Origin of the sequence: Sphingobium sp. B1D7B (assembly GCF_025961965.1) — a bacterium.
Lineage (GTDB): Bacteria > Pseudomonadota > Alphaproteobacteria > Sphingomonadales > Sphingomonadaceae > Sphingobium.
This window is the reverse complement of record NZ_JAOQOR010000001.1, coordinates 3,036,650-3,057,819: the sequence shown is the minus strand read 5'-3', so window position 1 is coordinate 3,057,819 and position 21,170 is coordinate 3,036,650. Positions and strand designations below refer to the sequence as shown.

Genomic DNA, 21,170 nt, shown 5'->3' with positions numbered 1-21,170 from the left:
CTCTCCCATGGCGCGGTTCATATTCATCACCGGCGGCGTGGTCTCCTCGCTTGGAAAAGGCCTTATGGCTGCGTCGCTTGCGGCGCTCCTCCAAGCGCGTGGCTACAAGGTCCGCACCCGTAAGTTCGATCCCTACCTCAATGTCGATCCCGGCACGATGTCGCCTTATCAACATGGCGAAGTCTATGTGACGGATGACGGGGCGGAGACCGATCTCGATCTTGGCCATTATGAGCGCTTCACGGGCGTTGCGAGCCGGCAGGCCGACAACGTCACGCAGGGACGCATCTACCAGACGATCATCCAGCGCGAACGGCGCGGCGATTATCTCGGTGCCACTGTGCAGGTGATCCCGCACGTGACGGACGAGATCAAGCGCTTCGCTCTGGCCGAGACGGACGATGTCGATTTCGTGCTGTGCGAGATCGGAGGCACGGTGGGCGACATCGAGAGCCTGCCGTTCATGGAGGCCATCCGCCAGCTCCGCAATGAGCTGGGCCACGGCCAGACCGTGCTCGTGCATGTGACGCTGGTGCCCTATATTGCGGCGGCGGGCGAACTGAAGACCAAGCCGACCCAGCACAGTGTGCGCGAGTTGACCTCGCTCGGCATTCAGCCCGACATTCTGCTCTGCCGCACCGAGCATCCGCTGCCGGACAGCGAGCGGGCGAAAATCGCCTTGTTCTGTAATGTGCGCACGGAAGCCGTGATTCCCGCGCTGGATGCCAGCAGCATCTATGCCGTGCCGGTGCAGTATCACCGTGAAGGGCTGGACCGGGCCGTGCTGAGCGCCTTCGGCATCGAAGGTTCGCGCGAGCCGGACCTGACACGCTGGTTCGACATCATGGACCGGCAGGTCCACCCCGAAGGGGAAGTGACCATCGGCGTCGTCGGCAAATATGTCGGCTTGCCGGATGCCTACAAGTCGCTGCACGAGGCGCTCGTGCATGGCGGGTTGGCCAATCGGGTGAAGGTGAAGGTCCAGTGGCTCGATGCCGAGCTGTTCGAGGCCGAAGACAGCGACATCGCGGCCCAGCTCGAGCCGATGCATGGCATTCTTGTGCCTGGCGGCTTTGGCGTGCGCGGCTCGGAAGGAAAGATTGCCTCCGTGCGGTTCGCGCGCGAGCGGGGCGTGCCCTTTTTCGGCATCTGCCTCGGAATGCAGATGGCCTGCATCGAGGGTGCGCGGAACACCGCCGGGATCGAGCGCGCCTCGACCACCGAGTTCGGCGAGACCAGCGAGCCGGTCGTGGGCCTCATCACGGAGTGGATGAGCGCCGAGGGGCTGCAGACCCGCAATGTCGATACCGACCTTGGCGGCACCATGCGCCTGGGCGCCTATCCGGCCAAGCTGAGCGGCAACAGCGTCGTTTCCAGCATCTACGGTGCCGAGGATATCAGCGAGCGCCATCGCCACCGCTACGAAGTGAACGCGGCCTATCGCCAACCGCTCGAGCAGGGCGGCCTCATCTTCTCGGGCATGTCACCGGATGGCACGCTGCCGGAAATCGTCGAGCGGCCGGATCACCCATGGTTCATCGGCGTGCAGTTCCACCCGGAGCTCAAGTCCAAGCCGTTCGATCCGCACCCGCTGTTCGCCAGCTTCATTGCGGCGGCGCTCAAGCAGAGCCGGCTCGTCTGATCCTGCACCAGCCATGGACGGCCCGTTTCCGGATCGTTCATGGTGAAGGGCGTAGACGAACCGCTTGCCGCATCCTATGTGGGGTGCGTCTTACCGGCCGGGATGCCTGCGACTTGCAATTGATGATCCTTCTGTCCGCGCTTCTTGCGTCGCTCTCCGGCCTGATGGTCGGCGAGAGCCGCGTGGCGCCTGCACAGGTGGAACTCAGTGCAGAATCGCAGCAGGCTCCCTCCAGTGAGCAGGCGATTGCAGTCGCGCGGGTCTTGATCAGCGCTGACACGCGGGCCGAGGCCGTCCTTGTACGGGCCGATCAGGCTACGGCGCTGGCGCTGCCGGCCCGCAGTGGCCGCACCCACCTTTCCCTGAAGCAGAGCTGGCTGATCTAAGCCCGCCGCAGGCCGCCATGTTGCCGGTCTGCCATTCTGCTGTTCGCGCGCTGGCTCCCGGCGCGTTCGCTTGCCGGTGTGTGAACCGGCGCCCGACCTTTCCGTTTTCAGACAGGAATTTCCGATATGCTCGGCGGCGTTGCCAAATTCTTCTTCGGCTCTTCAAATGAGCGTTACGTCAAGTCTCTCAGCAAGACGGTCAATCAGATTGCCGCATTCGAGCCGACGATGGTCGCCATGAGCGATGATGAGCTGAAGGCGCAGACGGCCAAGTTCCGCAGCCAGCTCGCTGACGGCGCGACGCTCGACCAGATCCTGCCCGAGGCGTTCGCGACGGTGCGTGAGGGCGCGAAGCGCGCGCTGGGCCAGCGCCATTATGACGTTCAGATGGTCGGCGGCATCGTGCTCCACCGCGGCGAGATCGCCGAGATGCGTACCGGTGAAGGCAAGACGCTGGTCGCGACGCTCGCGACCTATCTCAACGCGCTGCCCGGCAAGGGCGTCCATGTCGTCACCGTCAACGACTATCTCGCCCGGCGCGACTGCGAATGGATGAGCCAGCTCTACAACTTCCTGGGACTGACCACGGGCGTGATCGTGCCCAACCTCTCCGAGCCGGAGCGCCGCGCGGCTTATGATGCGGACATCACCTACGCCACCAACAACGAGCTTGGCTTCGATTATCTGCGCGACAACATGAAATATGAGCGTGACCAGATGGTCCAGCGCCCGTTCAATTACGCGATCGTCGACGAGGTGGACTCGATTCTGATCGACGAGGCGCGCACGCCGCTGATCATTTCCGGCCCGACGGACGACAAGTCCGAGATGTATATGTCCGTCAACGCGCTGGTGAAGAACCTCGCGGATGAGGATTACGAAAAGGACGAGAAGCAGCGCTCCATCGTGCTGACCGAGGACGGCACCGAGAAGGTGGAGCGGATGCTGGAGGACGCAGGGCTGCTCCAGGGCGCCAATCTCTACGATTTCGAGAACACACAGGTCGTCCACCATGTGAACCAGGCTCTGCGCGCCAACTTCATGTTCCGGCGCGACATCGATTATATCGTGAAGGACGGCAAGGTCGTCATCATCGATGAGTTCACCGGCCGCATGATGGACGGGCGCCGCTGGTCTGACGGTCTGCACCAGGCCGTGGAAGCCAAGGAAGGCGTGAACATCGAGCCGGAGAACCAGACGCTGGCTTCGATCACCTTCCAGAATTATTTCCGCATGTATCCCAAGCTCTCGGGCATGACTGGTACGGCGGCGACCGAGGCGGCGGAATTCTACGACATCTACAAGATGAACGTGGTGACCATCCCGACCAACCTGCCGGTGCAGCGTCAGGACGATCAGGATCTCTTCTACAAGAGCCTTGAGGACAAGTTCAAAGGCATCGCCAAGACCATCGGCGAACATGCCGCCAAGGGCCAGCCGGTGCTGGTGGGTACCGTCTCCATCGAAAAGTCTGAACTGCTCTCCAGCTTCCTCAAGGAAGAGGGCGTCAAGCACTCGGTGTTGAATGCGCGCTTCCACGAGCAGGAAGCCGGCATCGTGGCTCAGGCCGGGCGGCTCGGCGCGGTGACCATCGCGACGAACATGGCCGGCCGTGGCACCGATATCAAGCTGGGCGGCAACCTGGAATTCCGGGTTGAGGATGAGCTCAAGGACATGCCGGAAGGCCCGGAGCGCGATGCCGCGATTGCGCGGATCGAAGCGGAAATCGAGGCCGAGCGCCAGCAGGTGCTCGCCGCCGGCGGCCTGTTCGTGCTCGGCACGGAGCGGCATGAGAGCCGCCGTATCGACAACCAGCTGCGTGGCCGCTCGGGCCGTCAGGGCGATCCGGGCCTGTCCCGCTTCTACCTCAGCCTCGATGACGATCTGCTGCGCATCTTCGGCCCGGACACGCTGTTCGCGCGCATGATGCGCTCCAGCCTGGAGGATGGCGAGGCGCTTCCGCCCTCCAAGTGGATGAGCAAGGCGATCGAGACCGCGCAGAAGAAGGTCGAACAGCGCAACTACGAAATCCGCAAGCAGGTCGTCGAGTATGACGACGTGATGAACGACCAGCGCAAGGTGATCTACGAGCAGCGCAGCGAGATCATGGATGCCGAGACGGTCGGCGACGTCGTCACCGAGATGCGCCATGAGACGATCAACGACATCGTCGGCGCCGCCTGTCCTCCGGGCACCTACCCCGAGCAGTGGAACATTCCGCAGCTCAAGGAGCGCCTTGAGGCGGTGATGAGTCTGACGCCGGACATCGATGGCTGGCTGACCGAGGACGTGGTCGATCCGGAGCTGTTCGTCGAGCGCCTCACCGTGCTGTCCGATGCCGCGCTGGCGGAGAAGGTCAATGATCTCAAGCCCGAGACCTGGGCGCAGATCGAGAAGAGCATCCTGCTGCAGAATCTCGACCATCACTGGAAAGAGCATCTGGCGACGCTCGATGCCCTCCGTCAGGTCGTCCACCTGCGCGCTTATGCGCAGAAGACGCCGATCAACGAGTATAAGCAGGAGGCGTTCGCGCTCTTCGAGCGGATGCTCGAGAACATCCGCGAGGATGTAAGCCGCACGGTCAGCCATGTCCAGTTCCAGATGCAGGACCCGGCGCCGCCGCCGCTGCCGGAACTGCCGGACTTCCTCACCAGTCATATCGACCCGTTCACGGGCGAGGATAACAGCGCGGACATCGATGCCGGCACGCGCGGGTTCATCACCACCACCATTCCGCGCGCCGCGACGGCTGCGGCGGTGGGTGAGGGCAATCCCTATGCGGGTGAGGAAATCAGCCGCAACGCGCCGTGCCCCTGTGGTTCCGGCGAGAAGTACAAGCATTGTCACGGCGCCTTGGCCTGACAACGACCCTGACGAGGATCTGATGGCCGGGCGAAAGCCCGGTCACGTCCGGCCCGGCGGCCTTCAGCCGGGCTGCGAGGCCCTCGGCGCCAGCCACACCAGTCCGATGAGGCTGATCACCGCCGCGCCGGAGAGGTAGAGGCCCACAGCGCTCACCCCGTGCGTGCTCACCAGATATTGCGCGGCAATGGGTGCCATGGCCCCGCCGATGATCCCGCCCACGTTGAAGGCGAAGGATGAGCCGGAATAGCGCACGCGCGGCGGGAAGAGGGCGGTCAGCCATTCGCCGAGCGGGCCGTAGGTAAAGCCCATCAGCAGCAGCGACATGGCGAGGATGAGGAAGAGCGCCAGCGGATTGGCGGCATCGAACCCGGCGCCGAAGACGATGCCGAGCGGCACCGTCGCGGCGCATCCGGCGATCAGCACACGGCTCGCCGAGCGCATGTCCGACCACCAGCCGGCCACGATGATCCCCAGCGCGAGCATCAGGATCGCCGCAAGCTGGATGGTCAGCACCTCGCTGCGCGCCATGCCGATGTTCACCGTGGCGTAGCCCAGCGCGAAGGCCGTGGAGATGTAGAACAGCGCGAAGCAGCAGACGACGGCGAGCGTGCCGGCCATGGTCGCGCGCACATGGCGGGTGAGCAGTTCCGCCAACGGAATGGCTGCCGGCGGCTCGGCCTCCAGCGCCGCCTTGAACTCGGGCGTCTCGCCCATCTTCAAGCGCACCCACAGGCCGATGATGACCAGCAGCGCGCTGGCAAGGAAGGGAAGGCGCCAGCCCCACGCCATGAATTGCGCATCGCTGAGCCAAAGGCCGAGCAGCAGGAACAGGCCATTCGCGGCGACAAAGCCCAGCGGTGCGCCAAGCTGCGGCATCATGCCGAAGCGCGCGCGCCAGCCCGGCGGGGCATTCTCCACCGCCAGCAGCGCAGCACCACCCCATTCGCCGCCCAGGCCGAAGCCCTGGCCAAAGCGCAGGATACAGAGCAGCAGCGGCGCGACCCAGCCGATCATCGCATAAGTCGGCAGGAAGGCGATGAGGAAGGTCGAGCCGCCCATCAGCATGAGCGAGGCGACGAGCGTCGATTTGCGGCCGATCCGATCGCCATAATGGCCGAACACGGCGGCGCCGAGCGGGCGCGCCAGAAAGGCGAGGGCGAAGCTGGCATAAGCTGCCATCAGCTGCGCGGTGGGCGACGTGGCGGGGAAGAAGAGCGGGCCGAAGACGAGGCTCGCCGCCGTCGCATAGATATAGAAATCGTAGAACTCGACCGTGGTGCCGGCCAGACTCGCGACGAGCACGCGGCGGTGCTTCACCATGGCGGACAGGCCGCTGGGCGCCGGCGTTCCGGCGGTTGCTGCGTCGTTCAAAGTCGGCCCCCCTCACATATGACGGCGATGCCCTAGCTCAATTCCGGGCAGCAGCGCTAGATGGCGCGAATGGGGGGTGACAGGAGAGGGATCAGCGCCGGCGCTGCTGGTTCAGCACTTCATAGGCCATCACGGCCCCGGCGACGGAAGCATTGAGGCTGTCCGCACGGCCCATCATCGGGATTTTGACCAGCAGGTCGCAGGCGGCCTCATAATCGGCGGGGAGGCCGCGCGCCTCATTGCCGATTACGAGAAAGGTCGGGGCCTCGTAGCGCGGCGCCTGATAATCGTGCTCAGTGTTGAGACTGGTGCCGACAAGCTGGCCCGGCCCCGTGCGGAGCCAAGTGAGGAAGTCAGCCCAACTCGCCTGCGCGATGGATTGGGTGAAGAGGGCGCCCATCGAGGCCCGCACCGTCTCGACGGAAAACGGATCGACACAGTCATCCACAAGAATCACGCCGCCGGCACCGACCGCGTCGCCGATGCGCAGCAGCGTCCCCAGATTGCCGGGATCGCGCATGGCCTGTGCGACGAACCAGATCGGCGCCGCGCTGCGATCGAGCGCGGGGAGGGGGGTCAGCCGGTCGGGATAGACGCCGACGAGCGTCTGCGCATTGTCCTTGCCGGAGATCTTGCCGAGAATATCCGCGCTGGTGAGGATGACATCGCCGCCTTTCGCCTCGACCGCCACGATCAGCTCGTCGGCCAGCGGATGCGGGCGGGCATCGCTCGCCATGAACAGCATCTCGGGCAGAATGCCGCGCTCGCGCGCTTCAGTGAGGATACGCAGGCCCTCGGCCAGAAACAGGCCTTCGCGCTTGCGCAGCTTCTTTTCCCGCAAGCCGCGCACGCGCTTGACGAGCGGGTTGGAAAAGCCGGTGATTTCGCGGGGCATGGTCAGCAGGGCCGCACAGGATCAGTCTTCGCCGAAGCGATTTTCGACCAGCTCGATGACGGCAGCCAGCGCCGCTGGGGCATCGTCACCGCTCACCGAGACGGTGATATCATCGCCCATGGCGGCGCCCAGCATCATCAGGCCCATGATCGAGGTGCCGACCACTTCTTGCCCATCCTTGCGTACCATGATGGTCGCCGGCAGGCTGCTCGCCAGCGTGACGAACTTGGCGCTGGCCCGCGCGTGCAGGCCACGCCGGTTGGCGATGCGCACGGTTGCGCTGGCTGTCTCGCCGCTCAAGTGGCGTCTCCCAGCAGCTCGGAGGCGACGCTGATATATTTGCGGCCCGCTTCCCGCGCGGCGGCGACCGCTTGCGTGACGCTCATGTTGCGGCGGGCGCTTTCGAGACGGATCAGCATGGGAAGATTGACGCCGGCAATCACTTCCACGCGCCCGGCGTCGAGCAGGGAAATGGCGAGGTTGGAGGGGGTGCCGCCGAACAGGTCGGTCAGCAGGATCACGCCTGAGCCATCATCGACGCGCTGCACGGCGGCGGCGATGTCGGCGCGCCGCACCTCCATATCGTCATCGGGGCCGATGCAGACGGTTTCTATGGCCTGTTGCGGCCCTACGACATGTTCCATGGCGACGCGAAATTCCGTCGCGAGCCCGCCATGGGTTACGAGCACGAGTCCAATCATGGTGAGTGTGCGCCCCGCCCTTCGATTTCCGTTGGTACGATTTCTTTTTTGCCTTGGCGCCGGTTCTCATAGGCGTCCAACTGGACTGAATCCAGATTGCGGTGCGCAATGGTGGGCGAAAAGCCCGCCCGGCGCAAGCGTTCTGCGATCTCTTCCGTCACGCACACCGAGCGGTGGCGACCGCCGGTGCAGCCAAAGGCGATGGTGACATAGGCTTTCCCTTCCTCGCTGTAGCGAGGAAGGATGGTGACCAGCAGCTTCTCGATCTGGCCCACGGCCGCCTCGAACAGCGTGTCCGCCATCACATAATCGCGGACGTCCGGATCGAGGCCGGTCAACGGGCGCAGCGTCTCGTCCCAATAGGGATTGCGCAGGAACCGCATGTCGAACATCAGGTCGGCATTGCGCGGAACGCCGCGCGCAAAGCCGAAGGACAGCAAGGTCAGGGTCGATTCGAAACTGCCCGCAAAGCGCTGGCGGATCGCCTGCTGCAGGCCGTTACTGGTGAGGTCCGAGCTATCGACGACATGCTCGGCCGCGCGGCGCAGCGGTTCCAGCAGCTCGCGCTCCCGGGCAATCCCGTCCGCCGCCGGGCGGTCCAACGCCAGAGGGTGGCGCCGCCGCGTCTCGGCATAACGCTGCTCAAGCACCGTGCCCGAGCAATCGAGGAACAGCATCTCGACCTCATAGCCGGTGCGCTCGCGCCCATCCCCTTGGCGCAGGGCGGCGATGGCCGAGAGGATCGTATCCGCCGCGAAACCGCGCGTGCGGCTGTCGATGCCGATGGCGACCGGGCGGCCCGCCTGTTGCTCATGACCGGCCGGCAGCGGCGCGGCGAGCAGCCGGTCGAGCAGCACCAGCGGCAGATTGTCGACCGTTTCCCAGCCGGCATCCTCCAGCGTGCGCAGGCTGGTCGATTTGCCGGCGCCCGAAAGGCCGGTGACCACCAGGATGCGCTTGGCGCCGGGAGCATGGGGGACAGGTGACAGGGCAGGGGGCTGGTCCATGCCTACCCCTTCGCCTGCCCGTCGAGACGAAGCAATGCCCATTCGGCCTTGATCGGGGCGGAAGGCTCCAGACCGGCCAGCACGACCAGCGGCAGTTCGACACCCAGAAGGGAAAATGTGGACCCGATGTCAGGCATGCGCACGGGCGCTTCATCCAGTCTGATCGCAAGACACGCAATCACGCCACCGACATGGGGCGTTTCGACAATGCCAAGGTGGCGAATTTCCAGCTTGCCCGCAATGGTTTCCGGCGCGTCAAGGATCAGCTTGCCGTCCCGCTTTGAGGCGCGGGTGTAATCGTCGCTGATCAGCATCGCGCCGCGATCGATGAGGCGCAGGGCAAGGTCTGACTTGCCGGACCCGCTGCCGCCGATCAGCAGCACGCCCTTGCCTCCGATGGCGACGCTGGTAGCGTGGATGGTTTGGCAATGGGCGGGATCGTCGCTCATGTGCCGCTGCGCGCCTTCGCGCTGTTTGGCGGGGGCACATCCTGCTCGGCCAGGGGCAGGGTCACGACAAATCGCGCACCGGTCTTACCATCGAGGCGCGCCTCGACATAGATGGAGCCGTGGTGGCCCTCCAGAATCGTGCGGGCGATGGCAAGTCCCAGGCCGCTGTGATTGCCAAAGCCGTCCCGCTCCGGGCGCACGCTGTGGAACCGCCGGAAGATCGCTTCCCGCTCACTCTCCGGCACGCCTGGGCCTTCGTCTTCCACCGCCACGATAGCCTTGCTGTCTTCGGCTGACAGCGTCAGGCGAATCCGCCCGCCATCGGGTGAGAAGGAGCGGGCATTGTCGATGAGATTATCCACCACGCGGACCAGTTTCTGCGGGTCACCGGAGACGAACACGGCGCCACGGCCCGGCCCTGCATAGCTCAGCCGAACGGCGGGACCATCCTCCCGCGGGCCATGGTTGCGCACCATCCGTCCGATCATCCGCCCGAGATCGATGGTCTCGAACGGCGTGCGCGAGAGCTGGGCGTCGATGCGGGTTGCCTCGGCAATGTCGCTGACCAGCCGGTCGAGCCGGCGCACATCGTCCTGTGCGATGGCGAGCAACTTGGCCTGCAGGGCCGGGTCCTTGATCTGGGCCAGCCCCTCGAGCGCCGAACGCAGCGACGCGATGGGGTTCTTGAGCTCATGGCTCACATCTGCCGCGAAGGCATCGGTCGCATCGATGCGCTGGCGCAATGCCTGGCTCATGTCGGAGACGGCGCGGGCCAGCATCCCGATTTCGTCGCGCCGATCCGGCAGGCGCGGCACGATGACTTCCCGCGCGCGCCCCAGGCGCACGCGCACCGCAGCGCGGGCGAGGCGACGGAGCGGGAGCACGATGGTCCGCGCAAGAAAGAGCGAGAGCAGCACGGACACGAGAATTGCCGCCGCAAAGACGAGCGCAATGCGCAGGCGCTCCGCCCGGACGATATCCGTGATGTCCCGCGTGTTTGCGGTGGCGAGCAGTACGTCGCCGCGCCCGGCTTCGTCGAGCGGGCGGGCGACGCTGAGGAAAGGCGTGCGGTCCGGCGCGAACCGATAGGCCGAAGCTGGCGCGCGGGTGCGGGCGGCCTCGCGGGCTTCCGGCCAGGCATCGCGGCGATCCTGCGCCGGCTCCTTCACATAGGCTGGGCGGTCCGCCAGCGCGATGGTCTCGACAATGCGGTCCAGCACGCGCGCCAGCTTGATGTGGAGCGGATCGCGCATCGGATCACGCAGCGTGTAGCTGGGTGGGATGAGGCGAAAGCTGTCGGCCAATTTCGTGCCGTCCGCATCATAGATGCGCAGCCGCAAACCCGTGGTCTGCGCTGTGCGCAGCAGTAACCGGGCGCGATCGCTGGCCGGGGCAGTCTCCATCGCAGCGGCGATCAGCGCGGTTTCCCGGCTGATCGACACCAGCCGGCCGTCGATCAGCCGCGCCCGATAGCTATCGAGATAGAAGAAGCCGCCAGCCAGAATGGCAAGCGCGAAGATGTTGACCGCGAGGATCCGCCGGGTGAGCGAGATGCGCGTGGTCCATTCGCCGCTCGCCAGGCGCTCCTCATTCCTCGTTGAAGCGATATCCGGCGCCATAGAGCGTATCGATTGCGTTGAACTCGGGAGCAACTTCGCGGAATTTCCGGCGCAGGCGCTTGATGTGGCTGTCGATGGTGCGGTCGTCCACATAGATGTCGTCCTGATAGGCGGCATCCATCAGTTGATTACGGGTTTTCACAATGCCTGGCCGCTGGGCGAGCGCTTCGAGAATCAGGAACTCGGTGACGGTCAGCGCGACGTCCCGGCCATCCCATTGCACCCGGTGGCGGGCGGGGTCCATGCTCAGCCGGCCGCGTGCGATGGTTTCGGTCTCGCCTTCGCCGCCATTATCATCGCGCGGCTGGCTGAGTGCCGTGCGGCGGAGCAGCGCCCGCACCCGCGCAATCAGCAGCCGCTGCGAGAAGGGCTTGGCGATATAATCGTCCGCGCCCATCGCAAAGCCAAGTGCCTCGTCCAGCTCGTCGGTCTTGGAGGTCAGGAAGATGAAGGGCAGATCGCTCTTCTCCCGCAGCCGGCGGAGCAGCTCGATGCCGTCCAGATTGGGCATCTTGATGTCGCACACCACGATATCCGGCGGGTTCTCGATCAGCGCCTTGAGCGCGGCCTGACCGTCCGGATAGAGTCGCGTCATGAACCCTTCCGCGATCAGGGCGATGCTGAGCGAGGACAGGATGTTCCGATCGTCGTCGACCAGGGCGATGGTAGCGCTCATCGAGCTTTGCGCCGATCCTCTGACTATTGCTGGTCATTCGGCCTAGACGAACGCGGGACCGGGCGCAACCTGGGCCGGGCGGACGATAGGGAATCCGCTGTTTTGTCCCGCCACCGGACGAAAGCGACAGATGCGCGGCACTGCACAACGGGTGGCGTTTGACGCTGGGCCATCAAACCCTTATGCGCCGGGGACGGGGCTGAATTTGAAGTTTTCTCGCGGAGGACGGCCGTAGGAGCCCGCCCTGCGTTTTTGCTTAGGAGACAGGTGTGCAGGTTATCTCTTCCTTTGGTCTTGGCGACCAAGGCATATCGACGTCGGCTGACGTCAAATGGAATCTTCTGACCGCGCCTTTGGTGGAAGAAGCGGTTCGCAACGGCGAGGGCGTGCTGGCCAAGGATGGGCCGCTGGTTGTCGAGACCGGCAAGCACACCGGCCGCAGCGCGAAAGACAAGTTCATTGTGCGCGATGGTACGACCGAGGACACGGTCGCCTGGGGCGACGTGAACGTGCCGATGACGCCGGCGCAGTTCGCCACGCTCAAGGCGGATTTCTTCGCCGCGCTGGGCGAGAAGAAGCAGCTTTACGTCGCCGACCTGTTCGGCGGGTCGCAGCCCGAGCATCGCGTCAACGTGCGCGTGATCAACGAGTTTGCCTGGCACAATCTGTTCATCCGCACGCTGCTCGTGCGCCCCGAGCGCGATGAGCTGGCCGGCTTCAAGCCCGAATATACGATCATCGATCTGCCGACCTTCCGCGCGGACCCCGCCAAATATGGCTGCCGCAGCGAGACGATCATCGCGGTCAACTTCACCGAGAAGCTGATCTTGATCGGCGGCACGGCCTATGCCGGCGAGATGAAGAAGTCGGTCTTCTCTATCCTCAACTATCTGCTGCCGGCCAAGGGCATCATGCCGATGCACTGCTCGGCCAATATCGGCCCGAATGGCGACACTGCGGTGTTTTTCGGCCTGTCCGGCACCGGCAAGACGACTCTCAGCGCCGACGCCAGCCGCACGCTGATCGGTGACGACGAGCATGGCTGGTCGGATACCGCCGTCTTCAACTTCGAGGGCGGCTGCTACGCCAAGATGATCCGCCTCTCGGCCGAGGCCGAGCCGGAAATCTACGCGGTTACGAAGCGCTTTGGCACGGTGCTGGAAAACGTCGTGATCGATCCCGACACGCGCGAGATCGATCTGGACGATGCGACGCTGGCGGAGAACAGCCGCGGCTCCTACCCGATCGACTTCATCCCCAATGCCTCGGCCGACAATCTCGGCCCGGTGCCGAAGAACATCATCTTCCTCACCGCCGATGCCTATGGCGTGCTGCCGCCGATCGCGCGTCTCACGCCCGATCAGGCGATGTATCACTTCCTCTCGGGCTATACCGCGCGCGTCGCGGGTACGGAAATCGGCGTGACCGAGCCGCAGGCGACCTTCTCGACCTGCTTCGGCGCGCCGTTCATGCCGCGTCGCCCGAGCGTCTACGGCAATCTGCTCAAGGAGCGGATCGCCAAGGGTGGCGTGAAGTGCTGGCTGGTCAACACCGGCTGGACCGGCGGCAAGGCAACCGATCCGGGCATCAGCCGTATGCCGATCAAGGTGACGCGTGCGCTGCTCAACGCAGCGCTCGACGGCAGCCTGAACAACGCCGAATTCCGCATCGATCCCAATTTCGGGTTCGAGGTGCCGGTGGCGGTTGGTGATATCGACCCCAATATGCTCGATCCGCGCGCCGCGTGGAGCGACAAGGCGCGCTATGACGAGACGGCCGCCGAGCTGGTCGGCAAGTTTGTCGCCAACTTCGCGCAGTTCGAGGCCGACGTGGACGCGTCCGTCCGCGACGTGCTGAAGGCTCCCGTCGCGGCCTGACGCGCGCCGATTGACGCCTTTCGAGGCTTATGAGCGGCGGCTGCCCATGCTAGGGTGGCCGCCGTTCTCATATCTGCGGGGGGTACGCATGAGCATATGGAATGGCCTGTCGGTCGCAAATGATGCCGCGCAAGCTTAGGGCGCCGTCGTGACGACAGATAACAATCATCGCTTGTTCGGCGATGCCGCCCCCATCCACGCAATTGGAGCGGGGCTTCTGGATTGCACCTTGCCGCGCGAGCGCTGGACGCATGAGGCGCACCTCGCTGCCTGTTTCTGGCTGATGGTCGAGCGACCGGACATCGATCTGGATCATGAGATCGCGCCGATCATCCGTCGCTACAATGCCAGCGTGGGCGTGCCGAACGATGATCGCCACGGCTATCATGAAACGATCACGCGCGCGTTTCTCGGGGGAGTGCGGCTTTATCGGGCCGAGCATGTAGGCGGTGCCCTGCTGGATCAGGTCAATGGCCTGCTGACCTCAGCACAGAGCGCACGGGACTGGCCGCTCAATTTCTGGTCGCGCGAGCGTCTCTTCTCGGTCGAAGCGCGGCTGTCCTACACGCCGCCGGACCTGGAAAAGCCTGCGCTGGCGGACTTGCTTCCCTACCTGCCGCGGGAACCGGATCGCGCCTGAGCAGTAAAAGGGACATGTTTCCCGAGCATTGGACCCTGCCGCCATTACTGGAATCGCTGATGCTGGGCGTTCTCGCCGTCCTGGCGGCCCTGGCTCTGCACTGGATCAGCGTGCGGGTGCTGCGCCGTCTGCTGACCCATGCGCATTCTGAAGGTGGCCTCGCCTTGCTCCGCCGGGCGCAATGGCCGTCGCGCTGGCTGCTGGTCGCCTTCGCGCTGGCGTTCCTCCGTCCGTCGCTAACGTTGGGAGAGCGCGGTCACCTGATCTGGAGCCAGGCGGCGGCCATGATCGTACCGGGATTGATCGGCTGGCTGGCGGTTGCCCTCATTCGCGGCACGCAGGATGTGGTGGAGCAGCGGACGGATATCAGCGTAGCCGACAATCTCCGCGCCCGGCGAAAGCGCACGCGGACGGGAATTCTCGGCAGGATCGCCGTGGTGCTGGTGATCTTCATCACCCTGTGCCTCATGCTGTTCAGCATCCCCTCGGTGCGGGCGGTGGGTGTGACGCTGATGGCCTCGGCCGGCCTTGCGGCCTTGGCGGTCGGCGCGGCTGCGCAGCCCTTGCTCAAAAACGTAATCGCGGGCATCCAGCTTGCCTTCACCGAGCCAATCCGCATCGATGACGTTGTCATCATCGAAGGCGAATGGGGCAAGATCGAGGCGATCTACATGACCTATGTGGTCGTGGCGGTGTGGGACGAGCGACGGCTGGTCGTGCCCATCTCCCGCTTTCTCGAAGACAGTTTCCAGAACTGGACTCGCTCAACAAGTCAATTACTTGGCTCGGTTTTCTTCCATCTCGACCCAACGGCCGATATCGATCAGCTGCGGGTCCGCTATGAAGCGATCGTGGCTGCCTCGCCGCTCTGGGATGGGCGGGTGAAGGTGCTTCAGGTGACGGAGGTGCGCCCGGACGCTATCGAGGTGCGCGGCCTCGCCAGCGCGCGCAATGCGGGCGAGGCCTTCGACCTGCGCTGTGAGATTCGTGAGAAGGTGCTGGCCTTCATCCGCGATGAGATGCCTCAGGCGCTGCCCCGCCACCGCGGCCTGCTGGCGCGGGATGTCACTGAACGGGCGCATGCCGGGTGATCGCTAGGCTGTGCGTGGCCCGAAGACGATGATCGCGGCGCCGCACAAACAGACTGCGCCGCCCAGCAGATCCCAGCGATCCGGCCTGGTGCCCTCTGCAAGCCAGAGCCAGGCAAGCGCGCTGGCAATATAAACACCCCCATAAGCGGCGTAAGTCCGCCCCGCATAATCGGCTTCCACCAGCGTGAGAAGCCAGGCAAAAACCGCCAGTGAGGCAAGGCCCGGGAGCAGCCAGAGCGGTGATTTGTCGAGCCGCAACCATGCCCAGAATGCAAAGCAACCGGCGATCTCTGCCAGCGCCGCGCCGATAAAGGCAAAGGCTGTCATTCCGGCTCCGGCACGTCCTTGCCGTCACGGGCCAAGCCGGGCGGGGCGAGGGGAGTGGGCAGGGGTTCGACAATCAGCGCCGCGCCCTTGGTCCCCGTCACCCGCACATAGCTGCCGGCATCTGCATCCGGTCCGGTCGCCGTCCAGCTTCCGTCATCCACCTTCACCCGGCCGACCCCATGATTGATCGGTTCGACCACCAGCAATTCGCGGCCAACAAGGCGCGCGGCCCGGTCATTGAGCATCGGGTCTTGGGATGCGACAGGGCGGGCGAGATACCAGAGCCGTCCGCCGCTCACCGAAATCGCGGTGAAGATGGCAAAGGCGAGCAGCTGGAAGGCCGGGTTGATCGGCAGGACCAGGCTGAGCCCGGCCGTCAGCGCCGCAGCTACGCCCAGCCAGATCAGAAAAACGCCGGGCACGATGATCTCCGCCCCGGCGAGGATCACCGCGAACACACCCCAGAGGATGGAAGGATGCATGCCGTCGAGCATCGGCGTCACGGCGTCCGCGTGTGAGGCACGCCGGTGCCGGACACGGGCCGTGCAGGCGGCGTTGCACCATGATCTCCCAGCGCTTCCTTGGCGAGCTGGCCGATGCCGCCGAGCGTGCCGATGAGCTGGGTGGCTTCCACCGGGAAGAGGATGGTCTTGGCGTTGCTGGAGGTCGCGAACTTCTCCACCGCCTCGACATATTTCTGCGCCACGAAATAGTTGATCGCCTGGGCATTGCCGCCCGCGATGGCCTCGCTCACCACTTGCGTCGCTCGCGCCTCGGCCTCCGCCTCGCGCTCGCGGGCCTCGGCGTCACGGAACGCTGCCTCACGCCGGCCCTCGGCTTCGAGGATCTGCGCCTGCTTGGCGCCTTCGGCCCGCAGGATCTCGGCGCTCTTGAACCCTTCGGCATCGAGGATATTGGCGCGCTTCTCACGCTCGGCCTTCATCTGCCGGGCCATCGCGTTCACGATGTCCTGCGGCGGGCGGATATCCTTGATCTCGACGCGGGTGATCTTGACGCCCCAGGCATTGGTAGCGTGATCGACCACGCTCAGTAGCCGGGCGTTGATCTCATCCCGCTTGGAGAGGGTCTCGTCCAGATCCATCGACCCCATCACCGTGCGCAGATTGGTGGTCGAGAGCTGGAGCAGTGCCGTATTGAGGTGGCTCACCTCATAAGCGGCCTTGGCGGCATCCAGCACCTGGAAGAACACCACGGCATCCACGGCCACCATGGCATTGTCGCGGGTGATGATTTCCTGAGACGGGACATCAATCACCTGCTCCATCATATTGATCTTGCGGCCGACCCGGTAGAAGAAGGCGGGATAAATGTTGAAACCGGGAGACGCGACTTCGGTGAACCGGCCGAACCGCTCAATGGTGTAGCGATGGCCCTGCCGGACGATCTTCACGCTGGCAAACAGATAGAAGATCACCAGAATGGCGATGAACATTGCGAACGTGACCAGATCCATGGTCGATAGCCTCCTGCGCTTGCGGTCGCTACTATGGCCCTTCAGAACAGTGCCGGAAAGCGGAATCGGCAGGATAAGAGGATTGAAAAGGCATGCAGAAGCGTCGTCCGGTCGAAAGAATTGATTTGCCGTTGCGCCTCGTTCGGACGCTGCTGTTCGTACCAGCCTCGCGCCCGCGCGCGATCGAGAAAGCGCGCCAGCTCGACTGCGACTTCATCATTCTCGACCTCGAGGATTCGGTGATCGCCGAAGACCGCGACGCGGCCCGGCAGCGCGCCGTGGAGGCTGTGCAAGCCGGGTTCGACGGACGCCCCTGCGCCATCCGCATCAATGCCGAGGGGCGGCCCGAGCACGGGCTGGACATGGTCGCGGCCCGCAGTGCCGGGGTGCCCTATGTCATCGTGCCCAAGGTGATCGAGGCGCGGCAGGTTCACGACGTCAATCGCGTGACGCAACGGCCGGTCATCGCGATGATTGAGAGCCCGGCGGGGATCATCAACGCCCTGTCCATCGCGCGCGAGCCGGGCGTCTCGGCGCTGGTCGCCGGCACCAACGATCTGCGGCGAGGCCTGGCCGTGCCGCCTGATGCACCGCGCAGCGCGATTTCCTACTCGCTCCAGTCCATCGTGCTGGCAGCGCGCGCCGCCGGTGTCGCCGCGTTCGATGGCGTCTACAACAATCTGGAAGATCCGGCCGGTCTGGCCGCCGAGTGCGACGAGGGGCGGCAGATGGGGTTCGATGGCAAGACCATCATCCACCCCAGCCATATCGATATCGCCAATGATGCCTTCTCCCCCAGCGGCCCGGCAGTGGAACAGGCCCGCGCATTGGTCGAGGCCTTCACCGGTGGCGCCCAGCGCTATGACGGGCGCATGATCGAGGCGATGCATGTCGAGGAAGCCAAGGCGATCATCGACCGGGCCGAGCATCTGCGCAGCTAGGCTTTGGATCGCGTCGTAACGGATCGCTAACCTGCTTTCTTTACGAAGCGCTACATGGATATTCCCGCCGCTTATGTCGCCCTGACGGAGGGGAGCCTGCGCTTTCTCGCCATTTCGCACGAGCGCGCGCACCTGATCGGCGGCTTGCTGCTCTATGCTATGGTCGCTGCCTGGCCGCTCACGCGCCGCCATCCGGCCTTGCCATTTGCTGTGGTGGCGCTGGCCGAGCTCGTCAACGAGAGCCTGCAAGCGGCCTATTACCGGTCGCTGCGCCTCGACGATACACTGTCCGATCTGGTCTGGACGCTTGCCGTGCCAGCCCTCCTGCTCGCGTTGACGCAGATGATCGCTAGCGATCGTGCGGAGCGCGGGGTGGTCCGTCCCGCCCTCGGATAGGCGCAAACCAGCCTTCGCGCCCTTCTCTTTGACGACCCCCTAGCCCTGCACGGGGGAAATGGTTACATGGGCCGCCACTGATTCCCCCAAGGGGTCTCTCCAGATCAGGTGGCGACATATATGGACATTCGGCTCGGCCTCACTTTCGACGACGTGCTTCTTCAGCCGGGCGAGTCCGATGTGCTGCCGAGTCAGGCCGATGTGTCCACGCGGGTCAGCCGCAACATTTCGCTGAATATCCCCATTCTTTCCTCGGCCATGGATACCGTGACTGAGGAAGACATGGCCATCGTGATGGCGCAGCTTGGCGGCATCGGCGTGTTGCACCGCAATCTCTCCATCGAGGAGCAGTGCGCGGCGGTGCGCGCGGTCAAGCGGTTCGAGAGCGGCATGGTCGTCAACCCGATCACCATCGGGCCGGATCAGCCTTTGTCCGAGGCGCAGGCGCTGATGGCGCGGCACAAGATCAGCGGCATTCCGGTTGTGGAGTCGACCGGCAAGCTGGTCGGCATCCTGACGAACCGCGACGTGCGCTTTGCCGAAAACCCGGCACAGCCGGTGCGCGAGCTGATGACGCATGAGAATCTCGCGACCGTGCGCACTGGCGTTTCGCAGGATGAGGCCCGCCGCCTGCTGCATCAGCGCCGGATCGAGAAGCTGCTGGTGGTCGATGATGCCTTCCGCTGCGTGGGCCTCATCACCGTCAAGGACATCGAGAAGGCCGTCACCTATCCGCAGGCCACCAAGGACGCTTCCGGCCGCCTGCGCGTCGCCGCGGCAACGACGGTCGGCGACAAAGGTATCGAGCGCACCGAAGCGCTGATCGACGCCGAATGCGACCTGATCGTGGTCGATACCGCCCATGGCCACTCCAAGATGGTGGCCGAGAGCGTCGCGCGTATTCGCAAGCTTTCCAATGAAATCCAGCTGGTTGCGGGTAATGTCGCGACCGCCGAGGCCACGCGCGCGCTGATCGACGCCGGCGCGGACGGCGTGAAGGTCGGCATTGGTCCCGGTTCGATCTGCACCACGCGCGTGGTTGCCGGTGTCGGCGTTCCGCAGCTCACCGCGATCATGGACGCGGCGCAGGAAGCGCTCAAGAGCGGTATTCCGGTGATCGCCGATGGCGGCCTGCGCACCTCGGGCGACGTTGCCAAGGCGCTGGCTGCGGGCGGCGCTGCGGTGATGATCGGATCGATGCTGGCCGGCACGCAGGAAGCACCGGGCGAGACGTTCCTTTATCAGGGCCGGGCCTATAAGAGCTATCGCGGCATGGGCTCCGTCGGTGCGATGGCGCGCGGCAGCGCGGATCGCTACTTCCAGCAGGACATCAAGGATCAGATGAAGCTGGTGCCGGAGGGGATCGAAGGCCAGGTGCCCTATAAGGGGCCGGCGCGCGATGTCATCCATCAGCTCGTCGGCGGTGTGAAGGCTGCCATGGGCTATACCGGCAGCAAGACGATCCGCGAGCTGCAGGAGCGCGCCCGCTTCGTGCAGATCACCAATGCCGGCCTCTCCGAGAGCCATGTGCATGACGTGACGATCACGCGTGAAGCGCCGAATTATCCGACACGATAAAGATATCAGCCCTGCATTGGGGGCAGCGGTATGACGCCCGCCGCGCGAGTGCAGGCCGCCATCGATCTGCTCGATGTCATCATCGCCAGTGCGCGCGATGATGGCGCCGCCGCCGATACGCTGATCGCCCGCTATTTTCGCGAGCGCCGCTATGCCGGATCGAAGGATCGCCGCGCGGTGCGCGACCTCGTCTATCGCGCTGTGCGAGCCTATGGCGATCCGCCATCCTCCGGCCGTGCGGCCATGGCGGGTCTGGCGCGCGAGGACGCGGCGCTGGCGGCGCTGTTTGATGGCTCGGCCCATGCGCCGACGCCCTTGGGCGAGGCGGAACGCGGGCCGGATGGCTCGCGCCTGCCGGGCTGGGTCGCCGCGGCCTTTGCCGGGCTGGTCGATGAGGCCGAGCAGGCGGCGCTGCTCGATCGCGCCCCTCTCCACGTTCGGCGCAACCCGCTGAGGGCGAGCGATGCGGATATTTTGGCGCGTTGGCCTGAGGCCCAGCCGATCAGGGCAACGACATATGGCTATGCGCTGCCGGCCGGCACGGACGTTCCGGATGATGGTATTGCCGAGGTGCAGGATGCCGGGAGTCAGCTGATCGCGCAGGCCTGTCACGCCATACCGGGCCTGACCGTGCTCGATCTATGCGCCGGGGCAGGGGGCAAGACGCTCGCTCTGGCTGCGGACATGATCAAGAACGGCGCTCTTGTTGGCCGCCTGATCGCGGCCGATGCTGTGCGAGACCGTCTCGCGCGGTTGACGCCGCGTGCCGAGCGCGCCGGCTATGGCGGGCAGATCGAAACGCTGCTGCTCGACTCTGGTCGGGAGGAAGCAGCGCTCAAGCCGCTCGCCGGGCAGTGCGACGTCGTCTTGATCGATGCGCCCTGCAGCGGATCGGGCACGTGGCGACGCAATCCCGAGGCGCGCTGGCGCCTGACGCCCGCACGGCTGGATCGGGTCGTTGCGCTGCAGGCGCGGCTGTTGCGGCTGGCGCTGCCGCTGGTGAAGCCGGGCGGGCGCCTGGTCTATGCGGTCTGCTCGCTGATCGACCGGGAAGGGCGCGATCAAATTCAGCAAATCGTCAGGACCGATCCCCTATGGCAGCCGGTACACTTTACCGGGTCGGAACAGGCGCCGGGGCGTTCATGGGGCGAGGGCACCTTACTCACGCCTGCACATGACGGAACCGACGGCTTTTTCTTCGCGGTGCTTGAAAAACCATGCTAGCGTCGTCGACC

21 protein-coding genes are annotated in these 21,170 nt (G+C 65.0%); 10 read left to right on the top strand and 11 right to left on the bottom strand.

The window, feature by feature from the left end; genetic code table 11:
• Nucleotides 1-7 precede the first annotated feature (7 nt).
• From M2336_RS14320 to secA, 3 genes are all read left to right on the top strand, one after another.
• Entirely contained in the window at nt 8-1,642 is a 1,635-nt protein-coding gene (locus M2336_RS14320; protein ID WP_264573014.1) for a CTP synthase, read from the top strand.
• Nucleotides 1,643-1,764: 122 nt separating this feature from the next.
• Nucleotides 1,765-2,028: a hypothetical protein gene (locus M2336_RS14315; protein WP_264573013.1), complete on the top strand. Its 264-nt coding sequence runs from the start codon at nt 1,765-1,767 to the stop codon at nt 2,026-2,028.
• Nucleotides 2,029-2,154: 126 nt separating this feature from the next.
• On the top strand, nt 2,155-4,890 hold the full coding sequence (gene secA, locus M2336_RS14310) for a preprotein translocase subunit SecA (protein WP_264573012.1): 2,736 nt from the start codon (nt 2,155-2,157) through the stop codon (nt 4,888-4,890).
• Between the two features lie 63 nt (nt 4,891-4,953).
• On the opposite strand, the gene M2336_RS14305 is transcribed toward secA, so the two are convergent.
• The 8 genes from M2336_RS14305 to M2336_RS14270 all read right to left on the bottom strand — a co-directional run bounded on the left by M2336_RS14305 (nt 4,954) and on the right by M2336_RS14270 (nt 11,611).
• On the bottom strand, nt 4,954-6,213 hold the full coding sequence (locus M2336_RS14305; protein WP_264574882.1) for an MFS transporter: 1,260 nt from the start codon (nt 6,211-6,213) through the stop codon (nt 4,954-4,956).
• A gap of 142 nt (nt 6,214-6,355) precedes the next feature.
• The gene (locus tag M2336_RS14300) at nt 6,356-7,159 is read right to left on the bottom strand and encodes a TrmH family RNA methyltransferase (protein WP_264573011.1); all 804 of its coding nucleotides are present in this window, start codon (nt 7,157-7,159) and stop codon (nt 6,356-6,358) included.
• Nucleotides 7,160-7,180: 21 nt separating this feature from the next.
• On the bottom strand, nt 7,181-7,459 hold the full coding sequence (locus tag M2336_RS14295) for an HPr family phosphocarrier protein (RefSeq protein WP_181559870.1): 279 nt from the start codon (nt 7,457-7,459) through the stop codon (nt 7,181-7,183).
• Complete coding sequence (locus tag M2336_RS14290; RefSeq protein WP_181559869.1) at nt 7,456-7,860, bottom strand: PTS sugar transporter subunit IIA; 405 nt, start codon at nt 7,858-7,860, stop codon at nt 7,456-7,458. Before M2336_RS14290 ends, M2336_RS14295 begins: the two co-directional genes overlap by 4 nt.
• Nucleotides 7,857-8,867: an RNase adapter RapZ gene (gene rapZ / locus M2336_RS14285; RefSeq protein ID WP_264573010.1), complete on the bottom strand. Its 1,011-nt coding sequence runs from the start codon at nt 8,865-8,867 to the stop codon at nt 7,857-7,859. Before rapZ ends, M2336_RS14290 begins: the two co-directional genes overlap by 4 nt.
• A gap of 2 nt (nt 8,868-8,869) precedes the next feature.
• A complete protein-coding gene (locus tag M2336_RS14280) occupies nt 8,870-9,316 on the bottom strand; it encodes an HPr kinase/phosphorylase (RefSeq protein ID WP_264573009.1) in 447 nt (148 codons plus the stop codon).
• Nucleotides 9,313-10,935 (bottom strand): sensor histidine kinase, encoded by a 1,623-nt coding sequence (locus M2336_RS14275; RefSeq protein WP_264573008.1) that lies wholly within the window; start codon nt 10,933-10,935, stop codon nt 9,313-9,315. The genes M2336_RS14280 and M2336_RS14275 overlap by 4 nt, the downstream gene beginning before the upstream one ends.
• Nucleotides 10,904-11,611, bottom strand: a complete 708-nt coding sequence (locus tag M2336_RS14270) for a response regulator transcription factor (protein ID WP_264573007.1) — start codon at nt 11,609-11,611, stop codon at nt 10,904-10,906. The genes M2336_RS14275 and M2336_RS14270 overlap by 32 nt, the downstream gene beginning before the upstream one ends.
• 269 nt (nt 11,612-11,880) lie before the next feature.
• Between M2336_RS14270 and M2336_RS14265 the strand changes: the two genes are divergently transcribed.
• From M2336_RS14265 to M2336_RS14255, 3 genes are all read left to right on the top strand, one after another.
• Nucleotides 11,881-13,488: a phosphoenolpyruvate carboxykinase gene (locus tag M2336_RS14265; protein ID WP_264573006.1), complete on the top strand. Its 1,608-nt coding sequence runs from the start codon at nt 11,881-11,883 to the stop codon at nt 13,486-13,488.
• 148 nt (nt 13,489-13,636) lie between these two features.
• Entirely contained in the window at nt 13,637-14,128 is a 492-nt protein-coding gene (locus tag M2336_RS14260) for a hypothetical protein (protein ID WP_264573005.1), read from the top strand.
• Between the two features lie 14 nt (nt 14,129-14,142).
• Nucleotides 14,143-15,219, top strand: coding sequence for a mechanosensitive ion channel family protein (locus tag M2336_RS14255; RefSeq protein ID WP_264573004.1), 1,077 nt, complete (start codon nt 14,143-14,145; stop codon nt 15,217-15,219).
• Between the two features lie 3 nt (nt 15,220-15,222).
• Here M2336_RS14255 and M2336_RS14250 read toward each other — a convergent pair whose 3' ends face one another.
• From M2336_RS14250 to M2336_RS14240, 3 genes are read right to left on the bottom strand one after another with little or no spacing between them, the layout of a single operon-like run.
• On the bottom strand, nt 15,223-15,546 hold the full coding sequence (locus M2336_RS14250) for a YnfA family protein (RefSeq protein WP_264573003.1): 324 nt from the start codon (nt 15,544-15,546) through the stop codon (nt 15,223-15,225).
• The gene (locus M2336_RS14245; RefSeq protein WP_264593156.1) at nt 15,543-16,028 is read right to left on the bottom strand and encodes an NfeD family protein; all 486 of its coding nucleotides are present in this window, start codon (nt 16,026-16,028) and stop codon (nt 15,543-15,545) included. The genes M2336_RS14250 and M2336_RS14245 overlap by 4 nt, the downstream gene beginning before the upstream one ends.
• A gap of 17 nt (nt 16,029-16,045) precedes the next feature.
• The gene (locus M2336_RS14240; RefSeq protein ID WP_181559860.1) at nt 16,046-17,020 is read right to left on the bottom strand and encodes an SPFH domain-containing protein; all 975 of its coding nucleotides are present in this window, start codon (nt 17,018-17,020) and stop codon (nt 16,046-16,048) included.
• Nucleotides 17,021-17,112: 92 nt separating this feature from the next.
• On the opposite strand from M2336_RS14240, the gene M2336_RS14235 reads away from it, so the two are divergent.
• The 4 genes from M2336_RS14235 to M2336_RS14220 all read left to right on the top strand — a co-directional run bounded on the left by M2336_RS14235 (nt 17,113) and on the right by M2336_RS14220 (nt 21,159).
• On the top strand, nt 17,113-17,961 hold the full coding sequence (locus M2336_RS14235) for an HpcH/HpaI aldolase/citrate lyase family protein (protein WP_413715938.1): 849 nt from the start codon (nt 17,113-17,115) through the stop codon (nt 17,959-17,961).
• A 54-nt stretch (nt 17,962-18,015) separates the two neighbouring features.
• Nucleotides 18,016-18,357: a hypothetical protein gene (locus M2336_RS14230; protein ID WP_264573002.1), complete on the top strand. Its 342-nt coding sequence runs from the start codon at nt 18,016-18,018 to the stop codon at nt 18,355-18,357.
• A gap of 120 nt (nt 18,358-18,477) precedes the next feature.
• Nucleotides 18,478-19,935: an IMP dehydrogenase gene (guaB, locus tag M2336_RS14225; RefSeq protein WP_181559858.1), complete on the top strand. Its 1,458-nt coding sequence runs from the start codon at nt 18,478-18,480 to the stop codon at nt 19,933-19,935.
• 30 nt (nt 19,936-19,965) lie between these two features.
• Complete coding sequence (locus M2336_RS14220; RefSeq protein WP_264573001.1) at nt 19,966-21,159, top strand: RsmB/NOP family class I SAM-dependent RNA methyltransferase; 1,194 nt, start codon at nt 19,966-19,968, stop codon at nt 21,157-21,159.
• Nucleotides 21,160-21,170 lie beyond the last annotated feature (11 nt).